At 42.8% G+C, this 13,365-nt stretch carries 15 protein-coding genes; 1 reads left to right on the top strand and 14 read right to left on the bottom strand.

What is annotated here, in order from left to right:
* Positions 1-156: 156 nt before the first annotated feature.
* The 8 genes from HT696_RS07405 to HT696_RS07370 all read right to left on the bottom strand — a co-directional run bounded on the left by HT696_RS07405 (position 157) and on the right by HT696_RS07370 (position 5,743).
* Complete coding sequence (locus tag HT696_RS07405) at positions 157-618, bottom strand: ECF transporter S component (protein WP_173283491.1); 462 nt, start codon at positions 616-618, stop codon at positions 157-159.
* Entirely contained in the window at positions 596-1,369 is a 774-nt protein-coding gene (locus HT696_RS07400; RefSeq protein WP_173283490.1) for a bifunctional hydroxymethylpyrimidine kinase/phosphomethylpyrimidine kinase, read from the bottom strand. The genes HT696_RS07405 and HT696_RS07400 overlap by 23 nt, the downstream gene beginning before the upstream one ends.
* Positions 1,359-2,108, bottom strand: coding sequence for a tRNA pseudouridine(38-40) synthase TruA (truA, locus tag HT696_RS07395; RefSeq protein ID WP_173283489.1), 750 nt, complete (start codon positions 2,106-2,108; stop codon positions 1,359-1,361). The genes HT696_RS07400 and truA overlap by 11 nt, the downstream gene beginning before the upstream one ends.
* 98 nt (positions 2,109-2,206) lie before the next feature.
* Positions 2,207-3,358: an MFS transporter gene (locus HT696_RS07390; RefSeq protein WP_173283488.1), complete on the bottom strand. Its 1,152-nt coding sequence runs from the start codon at positions 3,356-3,358 to the stop codon at positions 2,207-2,209.
* 127 nt (positions 3,359-3,485) lie between these two features.
* Positions 3,486-4,115 carry a Pr6Pr family membrane protein gene (locus HT696_RS07385; protein ID WP_173218579.1) on the bottom strand — a complete coding sequence of 210 codons (630 nt, stop codon included), beginning with the start codon at positions 4,113-4,115 and terminating at the stop codon, positions 3,486-3,488.
* Positions 4,116-4,117: 2 nt separating this feature from the next.
* Positions 4,118-4,456 carry a zinc ribbon domain-containing protein YjdM gene (locus tag HT696_RS07380; protein ID WP_173283487.1) on the bottom strand — a complete coding sequence of 113 codons (339 nt, stop codon included), beginning with the start codon at positions 4,454-4,456 and terminating at the stop codon, positions 4,118-4,120.
* A 130-nt stretch (positions 4,457-4,586) separates the two neighbouring features.
* The gene (gene cmk / locus HT696_RS07375) at positions 4,587-5,258 is read right to left on the bottom strand and encodes a (d)CMP kinase (protein ID WP_153193213.1); all 672 of its coding nucleotides are present in this window, start codon (positions 5,256-5,258) and stop codon (positions 4,587-4,589) included.
* Positions 5,259-5,266: 8 nt separating this feature from the next.
* Positions 5,267-5,743: an SAG1386/EF1546 family surface-associated protein gene (locus tag HT696_RS07370; RefSeq protein ID WP_173283486.1), complete on the bottom strand. Its 477-nt coding sequence runs from the start codon at positions 5,741-5,743 to the stop codon at positions 5,267-5,269.
* A gap of 51 nt (positions 5,744-5,794) precedes the next feature.
* On the opposite strand from HT696_RS07370, the gene HT696_RS07365 reads away from it, so the two are divergent.
* Positions 5,795-6,001 carry a ferredoxin gene (locus tag HT696_RS07365; RefSeq protein WP_173283485.1) on the top strand — a complete coding sequence of 69 codons (207 nt, stop codon included), beginning with the start codon at positions 5,795-5,797 and terminating at the stop codon, positions 5,999-6,001.
* A 50-nt stretch (positions 6,002-6,051) separates the two neighbouring features.
* Here the strand turns inward: HT696_RS07365 and HT696_RS07360 are convergent, their stop codons facing one another.
* The 6 genes from HT696_RS07360 to HT696_RS07335 form a co-directional block, all read right to left on the bottom strand.
* Positions 6,052-7,017 (bottom strand): glycosyltransferase family 2 protein, encoded by a 966-nt coding sequence (locus HT696_RS07360; RefSeq protein ID WP_173283507.1) that lies wholly within the window; start codon positions 7,015-7,017, stop codon positions 6,052-6,054.
* A gap of 1 nt (position 7,018) precedes the next feature.
* On the bottom strand, positions 7,019-8,038 hold the full coding sequence (galE, locus tag HT696_RS07355) for a UDP-glucose 4-epimerase GalE (protein WP_173283484.1): 1,020 nt from the start codon (positions 8,036-8,038) through the stop codon (positions 7,019-7,021).
* A 253-nt stretch (positions 8,039-8,291) separates the two neighbouring features.
* Positions 8,292-9,395, bottom strand: coding sequence for an FAD-dependent oxidoreductase (locus tag HT696_RS07350; RefSeq protein ID WP_173283483.1), 1,104 nt, complete (start codon positions 9,393-9,395; stop codon positions 8,292-8,294).
* A 16-nt stretch (positions 9,396-9,411) separates the two neighbouring features.
* Positions 9,412-10,209 carry a Nif3-like dinuclear metal center hexameric protein gene (locus HT696_RS07345; protein WP_173283482.1) on the bottom strand — a complete coding sequence of 266 codons (798 nt, stop codon included), beginning with the start codon at positions 10,207-10,209 and terminating at the stop codon, positions 9,412-9,414.
* The gene (locus HT696_RS07340) at positions 10,196-10,873 is read right to left on the bottom strand and encodes a tRNA (adenine(22)-N(1))-methyltransferase TrmK (RefSeq protein WP_173283481.1); all 678 of its coding nucleotides are present in this window, start codon (positions 10,871-10,873) and stop codon (positions 10,196-10,198) included. The genes HT696_RS07345 and HT696_RS07340 overlap by 14 nt, the downstream gene beginning before the upstream one ends.
* A gap of 100 nt (positions 10,874-10,973) precedes the next feature.
* Positions 10,974-13,310 (bottom strand): cation-translocating P-type ATPase, encoded by a 2,337-nt coding sequence (locus HT696_RS07335; protein WP_173218553.1) that lies wholly within the window; start codon positions 13,308-13,310, stop codon positions 10,974-10,976.
* Positions 13,311-13,365 lie beyond the last annotated feature (55 nt).

Genomic DNA, 13,365 nt, shown 5'->3' with positions numbered 1-13,365 from the left:
GTCAGTAACCATATCTACGACAAGGCGACGTTGACGCGGTTTGAAGAGATTTTTGAAGAGTATAAAATCTTCCCACAATAAAACGCATACTATCAAGGTTTTCAACACCTGATAGTATGCGTTTTTCTTATTTGAAAGACTTTTGACTCAGCCTCTTTACTTAATCTTCTTGATACTTTGACTAAGGATAAATCCTACAATCATCCCTACAATATTTTGCATGAAATTTGGTAGGATTTCTGGTAGGGCTGCAGCCCAGCCATTCATCAATGTAGAACCCAAGGCGTAACCCCCTACCATGGCAATCGTTGCTAAGATAAGGCCTAACCACTGAGTTTTTCCTTTAAATCCTGCGAAAAATCCCTGCAAGCCATGGTTGACCAAGCTAAAGAACATCCACTGAGGATAGCCTGATAAGAGGTCAATCAAGAAACCTGCCAGTCCTCCGACTACAGCCCCTTCACGACTACCAAAGTAGAAGGCCGTAAAGAAGATACCCGCATCTAAAAGAGTTAGAATTCCTGTCGGTGTTGGGATTTTTAAGAAATAACCTAGAACCACAGAAAGGGCGGTTAAGAGGGATACAAGGGCTATTTTAGTTGTTTTTGTTTGCTTCATATTGTCTTACTCCATACTGATCTGCTTGTGCAATGGCACGATAAACGAAAGCCTTAGAGCTTTCTACTGCTGGTAAAAGTTCATCACCTTTAACCAAGCGACTGGCAATGCTAGAGGCAAAGGTACAACCTGCACCAGCATTTTGCCCTTGAATGACAGGATCTTCTAGGACTGTAAAGTTTTGTCCATCATAAAAGACATCTACAGCCTTGTCCTGACTAAGGCGATTGCCTCCCTTGATAATGACTGCTGGCGCTCCTAAGTCATGCAATTTCTGCGCTGCGGCTTTCATGTCTTCCAAGGTTTTGATTTCCTGACCTGTCAATAATTCTGCTTCAGGAAGATTAGGTGTAATCACACTGACATGAGGGAAAAAGCGAATCAACTCTTGGCAGAGTTCACTAACTGCTACGTCGTGCGTTTCCTTGCAGACCAAGACAGGATCCAGAACCACAGGCACTCCTGGGCGTTTCTTGATAAAGTCCAATGCCTTCTCAGCCACACTGACAGTAGGGAGAAGACCAATCTTAATTCCCCCAAACTCCACATCACGCAAGCTATCCAATTCATGTTGAAAAATGGTATCGTCAGTTGGAAAGACTTCAAATCCTTTTTCTGTCAAGGCTGTCAAACAAGTCACTGCTACAAAGCCATGCAAGCCGTTCAAAGTATAGGTAGCCAAATCAGCTGACAGGCCACCACCACTAAAAATATCATTTCCAGAAAGTGCTAAAATACGATTATTCTTCATAACGAATCTCCTTTAAATATAAACCATTTGGTGCTGCAGTGGGACCTGCAAGCTGCCTGTCCTTTTTCTCCAAGATGAGGTCAATCTGCTCTACTGGCATACGCTTGTTGCCGATTTTGAGCAGTGTCCCCACCATATTGCGAATCTGTTTATACAAGAAACCATTTCCTGAAAAGGTAAAAGTCAAAAACTGGCCTGTCTCATCAACCCTAAGACTGGCTTCTGTAATAGTGCGAACCTTATCCTCTACACTAGTCCCAGAGGCTGTAAAGCCAGTGAAATCATGGGTTCCTTCTAGCTTTTTGACGGCCTCCTGCATCCTCTCCACATCAAGTAGGTAAGGGAAGTGGGTTGCATAGTGACGGCGCATCGGATTTTTGGGACGTCCTCTATCCACGATAAACTCATAGGTCTTGCTATGCTTGGCATAACGACAATGAAAATCATCCGCCACGAGCTCAATCGAAATCACATCGATATCTTCAGGGGACTGGGTGTCAAGAGCAAATCGAAGTTTCTCCTCGTCCATTTGATAAGGCAGGTCAAAATGAATCACCTGTCCCAAAGCATGAACCCCACTATCAGTCCTACCAGCACCGTGAACAGTAATGTCTTGCCCTTTATTGAGTCTCGTCAAGGTTTTTTCAATTTCTTCCTGAACGCTCCGAGCATGAGGCTGGCGCTGAAAACCAGCAAAGGCGTAACCATCATAGGAAATAGTTGCTTTATATCTCGTCATAACTTCTATTTTATCAAGAAATTAATCTGTAGACAAGGTTCTAAAATAAATATTGTCTGGGTACAAAAAACTCAAAAGAAAAACCTAGGAAACCAATCCTAAGCTCTCTTTTGGAGTAGGTACATGACAAAGATAGAGGTTACAATCAACCAACCTCCTAAGATACTAAAGACCAACATGCCATTGTGAGTTAGTAACCCAATTGCACCTAGAACAAATGGGGTCGTAAAGGCTCCGAAACTACAGCCTAATACAGCAAATGAAGTGGCTTGATTGAGGAGTTTAGCTGGAATTCGTTCAGAGACAAGTTGAAAGACTGTCGTCAAGGCTACACTGTAGGCAAAACCAGCAAGAATGCTTCCTGCCACTACCACCCACAAGGATGGAGACAAGGCAATCACAATTTGCCCTAAGCCAAAGGTAATACCGGACCATAGGAGCAATTTCTCTTTAAAGATAGAAATCAAGAAAGAGAAACTCACACCAGCCACAATCCCAATCAACTGCATGACACTAAGAACAAAACTAGATAACTGGGCATCTCCAAGCCCTCTTTCCACCATCAAACTTGGAATACGAATAGTAATAGCCGTATTGGTACAAACTACAACTGCCGCTTCAATAGCTAAGGTAAAAATCAAGCCCTTCATTTCCCGAGTTAAGCAACTTGCTTCCTTCGTTTTTTTCTTGACTTCTTTCTTTTCCTTTCCATAAGGGACAAAGAGCAGATAAAGGATCAGTACCAAAAATCCAGCACTATAAGCTAAGAAAGTAGCTTTCCAACCAAAGGCCAACAACTGACCGACTGCCAAAGTGATGAGAGAAGCCCCAACAACCTCTGCAGAACCGCGTAGCCCTAACATCTGAATTCGCGTTTTCCCTTGATAACGCTCACTGATGATAGAAATAGCCTTGGCATTAATCATCCCAACTCCCAAACCAAAAAGAATCCGTGTTCCAAATACAAAAGGATAGGCTTGATACCAAAAGGGTGCTGTTCCACTCAGTGATAAAATCAGCAATCCCAAACTAATTTGTAAGCGCTCAGGAAATATTTTTTCTAAGAAACCATTTAGTAATAACATCATCATGATTCCAAAGGAAGGTAAGCTCGCCAAGAGCTCAATTTGTTCCTTAGGATAACCTTGATAATAGTCAAACATGGCTGGCAGGGCACTTGAAATCGAAAAGGACGTAATCAAAACGAGGGAGAGAGCCAAAATACTGGCCCGTTCTAAAAATTGTTTCATGAAATCTCTTTCTATCTTTCTCTTAATCTTCTATTTTTTGATAGTTATCAAAAAAGCAAGAAAAGAAGAAGTCTCTTTGATGTATAGACTCCTTCTTAAACTCGAAAATGAATCCCTTCCTTGTGTATTATGATGACTTTCTCTTGATTTGCTTAATAAAGTAGAAGATAAATCCCGCCACCATATAGGCAACAAAGATAATCAGACACCACTTGAATACGACATCCCAACCCTTGTTCACATTCAAAAAGAAGTAAGGGAAAGGATTATCCTTGGCATTTGGAATATTGAGTTTTAAAACCAAACCATTAAAGAGAGCAAACATCATATACAGCAAGGGTAAAATCGTCCACACAATTGGATCCCAAATCTTGTATTGACCCTGTTTGTCAAAAAAGAGGGTATCTGCAAAAAACCAGAGGGGAACGATATAGTGGCAAAGGAAATTTTCTAGGGTATAGAAATTAGTCGCAATAGGCGCTAAGAGGAAATGGTAAATCACACAGGTAATCATGATACTCATGGTGACTCCACCTTTTAAGCGCAAGAGACTTGGCCTTTGCCAATTTTCACCTACACGGCTCATCACCTTTAGGAGATAAAGGGTAAAAATAGTTACCAAGAGGTTGGACAGAACCGTATAATAGAGCAGCATCCCAAATCCACCATGCTTGGTAATTTCAAGATAAACTCCCGTAAAAGCCGCTAGAAACAAGAAGATACGGCTATAAAATACAAATTTATAGTGTTTTGACATACTTAAATCTTCTTCACAAACTCTGATTTGAGTTTCATGGCACCAAAGCCATCAATCTTACAGTCGATATTGTGGTCGCCTTCTACGATGCGGATATTTTTCACGCGCGTCCCTTGTTTCAAATCTTTTGGCGCACCTTTTACTTTCAAGTCCTTGATGAGAGTTACTGTATCACCGTCAGCCAATTTATTTCCGTTGGCATCGATAGCGACAAGACCCTCTTCTACATCTGCAACTTCAGTAGGATTCCACTCATAAGCACACTCTGGGCAAACCAGTAGGACACCGTCTTCGTAAACATACTCTGAGTTACATTGTGGGCAATTTGGTAAGTTGTTCATGGTTTCTCCTTATCATCATTCACTATTCTTTGAAAATCAAAATTTCTCGAACAGCAACTATTATACCCTAAAATCAGCATTTTGACAAATATAGAAAAAAACCGATATCCATCTATCGGCTTTTCTATATCTACATTCTTTTTTCAGCTTCTGCTTTGATTTTTTCAACTACTTCTTGAATGTTCAATCCAGTTGTATCAAGGTAAACTGCATCCTCTGCTTGTTTGAGAGGCGAAGTCTCACGATGACTATCCTTGTAGTCACGCGCAGCAATTTCCTCTTTTAAAGTTTCAAGGTCTGTTTCAATTCCCTTGGCGATATTTTCCTTGTAACGGCGCTCTGCTCTCTCATCAACAGAAGCTACTAGGAAAATTTTTAATTCTGCTTGTGGCAATACAACAGTTCCAATATCGCGACCATCCATGACAATCCCGCCTTGTTGGGCAATTTCTTGTTGGAGGGAAACCAGTTTCTCACGCACTTCAGGAATTGCTGCAATAGCAGAAACATGATTGGTCACTTCATTTTCACGGATAGGATGGGTAATATCCACATCTCCTACAAAGACAAGCTGTTCTCCAGTTTCTGAGCGTCCAAAACTGATTGGATGCTGGTCCAATAAGGCTAAAAGCTCCTCAATCTCTTCCACTCCTAACTGGTTCTTGAGAGCCATATAGGTTGCCGCACGATACATGGCACCTGTATCTAGGTAGGTGTATCCAAAATCCTTGGCAATAATCTTTGCGACCGTACTCTTACCACTTGAAGCAGGACCGTCAATAGCAATTTGAATTGTTTTCATATCGGCTCCTATTTTATTTTTATAACATCACCTGGATTAGCAAACCAAGACCCTGTAGCCATATGCCCAGGATTCAAGGCCTCTAACTGAGCAATGGAGATTCCTGCACGAGCGGCAATAGCTGCTTCCCCTTCTCCTGCGAGAACTTTAATCGTTCCTTCAGGATTAGTAGCTTCTTCTGAACTACTAGAAGTAGATTCTGGCTCTGAACTTTGCTCAGGCTGGGAACTGCTTGAAGATGAGACTTGTGCTACACTTGCATCAGAATCATGAAAGTCTTTTAAGGCTGCTGTGCGATTACTCCCCCCCGATGATAGATAGATGAGAACGATGACCATCACCACCACAATTACAAAGAAAATACTAGCTAGGATCGTCAAAATACGATTAGCCATCCTATCAGCCCCTCCGTGGTTTCGATGCCGACGCTCTGCTCTTGATTCTTCTTGATCATAAATATCTTCTTGCCACGGTTCTTTTTCCATACCCTACTCCTTGTTTTTTTTTACTTTTCTTATTACAATATAAATATGAACATGAAAATCACACTTATACCTGAACGATGTATCGCCTGTGGACTTTGCCAAACTTATTCTGATTTATTTGATTACCACGATAATGGAATCGTGCGTTTTTACGATGATCTTGACCAGCTGGAAAAAGAAATTTCTCCTAGTCAGGATGTCTTAGAGGCTGTTAAAAATTGCCCAACTCGCGCCCTGATTGGAAACCAGGAAGCCTAAATCAATGGCGATAATCCACTCCCTCTAGTTTAGCACATTTCCATGTAAAATTATAGTCTTTTCACTTTATTTTTTTCTGTAAAATCAGGAAGGTCACTTTTTTCTTTGATAAGATAAAGTGGTCTTTTTTTAGTCTCCAAATAAATTTTACTGATGTACTTGCCGAGAATCCCAATGGTCAAGAGTTGAATGCCTCCAAGAAAGAGAATGACAGCCATCAGAGAGGTCCAACCTGATGTCGGATTGCCCAAAATGAGAGTCCGCACCACAACAAAAAAGGTCATTATTAGAGAAACAAAGCAAGATAAGAGACCTGCAACAAAGGCGATAATCAAGGGAAAATCTGAAAAATTAACAATCCCTTCAATGGAGTAGAAAAAAAGTTGCCTAAAACTCCAACTGGTCTTGCCAGCCTGCCTTTCGACATTTGGATAGTCCAGATAGTGGGTTTTAAAGCCGACCCAGGCAAAGAGTCCCTTAGAAAAACGATTGGACTCGGTCAAACTTAAAATGGCATCGACTACAGACCTTCTCATCATACGAAAATCACGAACACCTGAGGGCAGGGCTACTGGGCTAATTTTTTGCATGAGGCGGTAAAAGAGATCAGCACAGAAACTGCGAAAGAAGGGCTCTCCCTCCCGACTAGTTCTCCGTGTTCCTACACAGTCTAAATCTGCATTCTGGTCTAGTAAATTTTTCATCTCAAGCAGCATACTAGGAGGATCTTGGAGGTCCGCATCCATCACCACCACTAGGTCTCCTGTCGCATATTGTAAGCCTGCATACAGAGCTGCTTCTTTGCCAAAGTTTCGTGAAAAAGAAATATAATGCACTGCCGGATTTTGTTCCCGATAGGACTTTAAGAGTTCCAAAGTCCCATCACTTGATCCATCGTCAACAAAGACATACTCGATTTCTGTTTCCAAATCCGGGAGTAAAGTTTCCAAAGCCTGATAAAAAAGAGGAAGCACTTCCTCTTCGTTTAAACAGGGGACAATGATTGACATCACCATCTTAGTATTCAAATCCATTTGGATGCTTGCTTTGCCAACGCCATGCGTCTTCACACATTTGGGTGATGCCTAACTCTGCTTCCCAGCCAAGTTCTGCTTTGGCTTTTGCAGGATCTGAATAGCAGGCTGCGATGTCCCCTGGGCGACGGTCTACGATGCGGTAAGGAATTGAGCGTCCCACTGCTTTTTCCATATTTTGGATAATTTCAAGAACTGAGTAGCCTTTACCTGTGCCAAGGTTATAAACGTTTAGACCTGAGCCTTTTTGGATTTTTTTCAGAGCTGCAACGTGACCTTTAGCCAAGTCAACAACGTGGATATAGTCACGAACACCAGTTCCGTCTTCGGTATCGTAATCATCTCCAAACACTTGTACTTGCTCTAATTTTCCAACGGCTACTTGAGTCACATATGGCAAGAGATTGTTTGGAATACCGTTTGGATTTTCTCCCAAATCTCCACTCTCATGGGCTCCGATTGGGTTAAAGTAACGAAGCAAGACAACATTCCATTCTGAGTCTGCCTTGTAGATATCCGTCAAAATTTCCTCTAACATGAGTTTGGTACGACCGTATGGATTGGTCACTGAAAGTGGGAAATCTTCCAAGATGGGCACTGTATGCGGATCTCCGTAAACTGTCGCAGAAGAACTAAAAATGATGTTTTTACAGTTGTTTTCTTCCATGGCTTTCAAAAGACTAACAGTTCCAGCGATATTGTTGTCATAGTAGGCAAGAGGGATACGTGTTGATTCGCCAACAGCCTTCAAACCAGCAAAGTGAATGACCCCTGTTGGTTCTTCTTGTTTGAAAATGTCACGAAGAGTATCTGTATCACGGATATCTGCCTCATAGAAAGGAATCTCAACTCCTGTAATTCTCTCAACAACTTCTAAACTTTTACGGTTGCTGTTAACAAGGTTATCCACCACAACAATCTGATGACCAGCTTGGATTAACTCAATAACAGTGTGAGTTCCGATAAAACCAGCTCCACCCGTCACCAAAATCTTTTCTTGCATCTTTTTTCCTCGATTCTTGGATTATTTTTTCTTATTTTACCATTTTTGATAGGGAATGTCATTTGCCATCCTAGAGGGGAGGATAAAATTTCAGTAAAATTCTTATACTCTTCGAAAATCTCTTCAAACCGCGTCAACGTCGCCTTGTCATATATATGTTACTGACTTCGTCAGTTCTATCCACAACCTCAAAGCAGTGCTTTGACCAGCCCGCGGCTAGTTTCCTAGTTTGTTCTTTGATTTTCATTGAGTATTATTCGCTTTTTACTCGTTTGACATAGTTTTCAATTGGGTAGTTTAGAGGGTCCAAAGTCAACTCCTTGTCTTGGATCAGTTGAGCTAGATGGTAACCAATGATAGGACCAGTTGTGAGGCCTGATGAACCTAGTCCACTAGCAGCATAGACACCTGCCAATTCTGGCACCTGCCCAAAGAAAGGTGAGAAATCACTAGTGTAGGCACGGATTCCCACACGCTCACCAGCTCTGGTAGCTTCTACTAAACTAGGATAGCAAGGCAGGGCCGCCTCCTCCATTTGCTGGAGCAAGGTTTCATCCACCGTCAAATCAAAACCCATATCATTTTCATGAGTAGCGCCTAAAGATAATTTCCCACCTACAAAAGGAATCAGATCCCACTCCCCTTCTGGCATAATCACAGGATAAGATTCCATGTCTTGGGCAAGCCAATAATCTCGGAGTTGTCCTTTTTGGGGACGAACATCCACTTCATAACCCAAGGGTTCTAACATATCCCCCAACCAAGCTCCAGTCGCCAAAATAACCTGATCAAACACCTCTTCGCCAATCTGGTAGCCTGATGCTAACGGTGTCAGACTCACTTTTTCTTTGACCAGCTTGACCTGACTGGCTTCCAGCAAACGAGTCACTAAGAGTTGACCATCTACTCTCGCTCCACCAGAAGCATAGAGCAAGCGGTCAAATCCCTGTAAGCCAGGGAATAATTCATTAGCTGATGCTGGGTCCAGAATGGCTAATTGCCCTATCAAGGGAGATTCTTCTCTGCGCTGGAGGGCTAGTTGATAGAGTTCTTCCAACTTAGTTTCATCCTTTTTCAGGAGAAAGACTCCCGAACGCTGGTAAAAGTCGATCTCTTGTCCTGACTTCTCTAAATCAGCCAATAAATCCACATAAAAATCAGCCCCCAAGCGCGCCATCTTGTACCAAGCTTTATTGCGGCGTTTGGAAAACCAAGGACTGATAATTCCTGCTGCAGCCTTGGTTGCCTGACCCTGTCCATGGTCAAAAACGGTCACCTCTAGGTCACTTTCTTTCGAGAGGTAGTAGGCAGCTGTTGCTCCCACAATTCCTGCTCCGATAATAGCAACTTTTTTCATTGTTTTCACTTTCTAACTAGATATGGTGGAAAGGATTGGTCGATGCTTGACTAGGTACAATATCGATTGTCCAGCCCTTTTCTCCTTTCCATTGATTAAGAAGCTCTGCAATTTTTTCCACAAAAAGCACTTCAATATAGTGACCTGGGTCCAATGCTAGCAAACCATCAGACAGCATATCTTGGGCAGTGTGATAGTAGATATCACCAGTAATATAGACATCTGCTCCCTTAGCTAAGGCATCCTTATAGAATGACTGCCCGCTACCACCACAGATGGCCACTCTTGAAATAGACTTCTGCAAATCACCCTCTTGATAATGCACCATTCGAAGACTATCTAGACCAAAGACTTGCTTGACATGTTGAGCAAAATCCCTAAAGGTCTGAGGCTGAACATTCCCAATACGTCCAATCCCACGTTCAGCACCTGTTTCCTGCAGATAAGTCGTTTCCTCGATACCTAGCATCTGGCAGAACCAGTCATTGAGACCATTTTCAACGATGTCAATATTGGTATGGCTAACATAAACTGCGATGTCATGCTTGATCAGGTCGATGTAAATCTGATTTTGCGGACGGCTAGCTACCAAATCCTTGATGGGACGGAAAATCGGCGCGTGCTTGACGATAATCAAGTCCACACCCTTTTCAATAGCTTCAGCCACTGTTTCTTCACGAATATCCAGAGCCACCATGACCCTTTGGATATCCTTGTCTAAAGTGCCAATTTGCAGACCACGACTGTCTCCCTCCATGGAAAATTCCTGAGGGCAAAAGGCTTCATATGCGTTAATTACTTCACTTGCTAGCATGAAGAACCTCCTTGATGGCTTGAATCTTATCTACTAGAACTTGACGTTCTTCCAAATTTTTTTCAGGGATTTGTCCAAGGGCAAACTCTAGCTTAACAGATTCTTTTTGCCATTTTTGGACAAAGACTGGACTGACCTCTTTGCACAAGAAAGGTCCAAAGCGAACATCACTGGCTGATAGCTTCATTTGTCCTACTTCCACCACCAAAATCTCATAAAACTTGCCAGCTTCTTCTAAGATGCTTTCAGCCACAATCTGAAATCCGTTCTCTTGTAACCAGATACGCAAATCGTCTTCACGATTATTAGGCTGGAGGATCAATCGTTCTACATTAGCTAACTTGTCCAAGCCTTCTTCTAAGATCCTAGTAATCAAACGACCACCCATACCAGCAATGGTAATGACAGACACTTGGTCTGCCTCTTCAAAAGCTGCCAGCCCATTGGCTAAACGGACTTGGATTTTCTCCTTTAGACCATGAGCTTCAACGTTTTTGACTGCGGACTGGTAGGGACCTTCCACCACCTCACCTGCAATAGCACTTTTAATTTGGCCTCTCTCGACCAAGTCGATAGGCAGATAAGCATGGTCACTTCCCACATCTAATAAAATGGCTCCCTGTGGCACAAAGGAAGCCACTAATTCTAATCTCTTTGAAATCATTCTCTCTCACTTTCCAAACTCTATTACCTCTTATTATACCACATTTCAGCTAGCACTCCTCCACCTAAAAAGACCGCAATCCACAGATTGCAGCCTTTCTTTATTTTTTCGCTTGGTAACGACTGGTTAAGATAAATATCACGGTAAAGACCAACATCATGACACCATAAACAGGTAAAGTTTGTCCTGTTAAGGTTGAAATTTCAAGCAATTTTTGAATTCTTGGGAAGAGAGCTGTTGCTAAGAAGCCTCCTACTGACCAAACAATCAAGAGGACACGCCATAGGGTAAATGGCATGCAGGCTCTAAATACGGATAAGAAACCAATTGACCCCAAGAGATAATAGAGTAGAGTTGAGATTTCTAACTCAGACCAACCTTGGCTACTTCCAAATATTTTCACAAACAGAACGCTGAACACAACCATGAGAGCACTTGGTAGGGCACGAAGCATGGATCTTCTAAGGAAATTTGGCTCAACAGGTTTGATATTTCTCTCAAAAGTCAGAACGAATGGCGGGAAACCTTCCACAAACTGGTCAATCATAGTAATCTGGATCGGAATGAAGGGGAAAATCAAGATCCATTCAGACCGCCCCAGAAGAGCACTGGCAATACAGATGACTGCGAGCAAGAAAGAATAGATGGTCTTTATCAAGAAAATAGGGGCGATATGGGCAATGTTATTGACTACACGACGGCCTTCAAAGAGAATCTCAGGAACATCATTAAAGTCAGAGTTCAAGAGAACTAGATTAGCAATCTGACGAGTCGCCGGATCTCCCTCAGCCATCACGATAGAACAATCCGCCTCACGAAGGGCCAGGATATCATTAACTCCATCCCCAGTCATAGCTGTTGTATGGCCTGCTTTTTTCAACGTTTGGATGATGAGTTTCTTTTGATGAGGGGAAACACGACCGAAAATGGCTGTTTCCTCAGCCATATCAACCAATTCCTCATCCGTGATTTTTGAGCAATCTACATAACTGTGATAGTCTGCAAAGCCAGCCTTCTGGGCAATACTGGACACAGTGACCGGATTATCACCAGAGATAATCTTGAGGCCCACTTCCTGAGAACGGAGATAGTCCAGCGTCTCTGCTGCTCCTTCTCGAATGGGATCCAAGATTTCCAGCAAGGCTTGAGCCTGAATATCAGATGGTTTCTGTGGTTTGTGATGGTCTAGTTTTTCCTGACTGAGGGCTAAGACCAAGACACGTGAACCTCTCTCCAAGGCCTCTCTGGCTTCTGGGACCTCAGAATCCAGCAACATCTCAGGCGCCCCTAAGAAAACTGTTCCCAAACCTTCCAATTCCATTGCTCCCCACTTGCGGTCGCTAGAGAAGGGGAGATTGGAAATCATAGGATAGGCTACTAGACCTTGGAAACGCTGGCGAATAGCTTGGGCAGTTGGATTTTTATCCTCACTATGGGCTATGTAGCTTGTCAGGATGCTAGCAAGCGCTGACTCTCCATACTGTTCGGTCAAAGGAAGAACGGCTTCCACCTGCATCTTTCCTTGGGTGATGGTACCCGTCTTGTCCAGACAGAGCATGTCCACGCGCGCCAAGGTCTCAACAGAGTACATCTCCTGCACCAAGACCTTTTTCAAACCTAGCTTGATCACTGCAGTCAAGAGCGAAGTAATGGTCAAAAGGGCGATTCCCTTGGGCAACATTCCCAGTAGGGCTGTCGACGAATTTACAACGGATGACTTGAGAGGCAGGCCTTTTAAAAGCAAGGCTTCTAGCAAGAGAGCCAGACCAAAGGGAATGATAATCTTCCCAGTAAAACCAGCTAACCTGTCCAGCGATTTCATGATACGAGAGTTGATTGGTTTAACGGTCTTGGCTTCCAGCATGAGTTTGGCAGCATAGTTGTCTGCACCGACATGGTGAACTTGAGCTAAAACTGACCCACTGGCTAGGAAACTTCCAGACAAAAGCAAGGCGTCAACTTCCTTTTGCACCAAATCACTCTCTCCCGTTAGCATGGCTTCATTGACTTCCGCAAAACCTTCCAAAACCAAGGCATCACTGGGAATCTGCTCTCCTGCAGACAAACGAATGACATCTCCTAACACCAATTCTTCAGGATTCAGAGCCACTTCTTGGCCATCACGAATGGTTTTGACCTTTTCCTTGGTCATGAGATTGAGCTTGTCCACCATGTGTTTAGCCCGCAGCTCGGTCACAATCCCAGAAAAAGCGTTAAAGCAGATAACAGCAAAAAAGACCAAATTGCTCCAAGCCTGCACAAAGGCAAGGGCCAAAGCAATGGCAAAGTTCAAAGCGTTAAAAAGGGTAAAGACATTTCGTTTAACGATTTGCCAAGTGCTAGTACTGGCCGATGCAGTAAAATCATTGACCAAGCCCTTAGCCTGTCTTTCCTTGACTTCTCTTTGGGTTAATCCCATAATCTTATTTTTATCCATAAATTCTATCATATCATTTTTTTTAACAGAATTCTAATCTCATCCCAAATATGCA

The organism is Streptococcus sp. 9903 (assembly GCF_013276625.1).
Taxonomy (GTDB): domain Bacteria; phylum Bacillota; class Bacilli; order Lactobacillales; family Streptococcaceae; genus Streptococcus.
Note: the sequence above shows the minus strand (reverse complement) of the source record. Positions and strands in the feature narration are given on the sequence as shown.

Bases quoted from the DNA above. Each gene is read 5' to 3' on its own strand.
- HT696_RS07335 (WP_173218553.1), bottom strand. From the start codon at position 13,310: ATGGATAAAAATAAGATTATGGGATTAACCCAAAGAGAAGTCAAGGAA.
- HT696_RS07400 (WP_173283490.1), bottom strand. From the start codon at position 1,369: ATGAAGAATAATCGTATTTTAGCACTTTCTGGAAATGATATTTTTAGT.
- truA (WP_173283489.1), bottom strand. From the start codon at position 2,108: ATGACGAGATATAAAGCAACTATTTCCTATGATGGTTACGCCTTTGCT.
- HT696_RS07365 (WP_173283485.1), top strand. From the start codon at position 5,795: ATGAAAATCACACTTATACCTGAACGATGTATCGCCTGTGGACTTTGC.
- HT696_RS07370 (WP_173283486.1), bottom strand. From the start codon at position 5,743: ATGGAAAAAGAACCGTGGCAAGAAGATATTTATGATCAAGAAGAATCA.
- HT696_RS07360 (WP_173283507.1), bottom strand. From the start codon at position 7,017: ATGGTGATGTCAATCATTGTCCCCTGTTTAAACGAAGAGGAAGTGCTT.
- HT696_RS07405 (WP_173283491.1), bottom strand. From the start codon at position 618: ATGAAGCAAACAAAAACAACTAAAATAGCCCTTGTATCCCTCTTAACC.
- HT696_RS07340 (WP_173283481.1), bottom strand. From the start codon at position 10,873: ATGATTTCAAAGAGATTAGAATTAGTGGCTTCCTTTGTGCCACAGGGA.
- HT696_RS07390 (WP_173283488.1), bottom strand. From the start codon at position 3,358: ATGAAACAATTTTTAGAACGGGCCAGTATTTTGGCTCTCTCCCTCGTT.
- HT696_RS07380 (WP_173283487.1), bottom strand. From the start codon at position 4,456: ATGAACAACTTACCAAATTGCCCACAATGTAACTCAGAGTATGTTTAC.
- HT696_RS07385 (WP_173218579.1), bottom strand. From the start codon at position 4,115: ATGTCAAAACACTATAAATTTGTATTTTATAGCCGTATCTTCTTGTTT.
- cmk (WP_153193213.1), bottom strand. From the start codon at position 5,258: ATGAAAACAATTCAAATTGCTATTGACGGTCCTGCTTCAAGTGGTAAG.
- HT696_RS07350 (WP_173283483.1), bottom strand. From the start codon at position 9,395: ATGAAAAAAGTTGCTATTATCGGAGCAGGAATTGTGGGAGCAACAGCT.
- HT696_RS07345 (WP_173283482.1), bottom strand. From the start codon at position 10,209: ATGCTAGCAAGTGAAGTAATTAACGCATATGAAGCCTTTTGCCCTCAG.
- galE (WP_173283484.1), bottom strand. From the start codon at position 8,038: ATGCAAGAAAAGATTTTGGTGACGGGTGGAGCTGGTTTTATCGGAACT.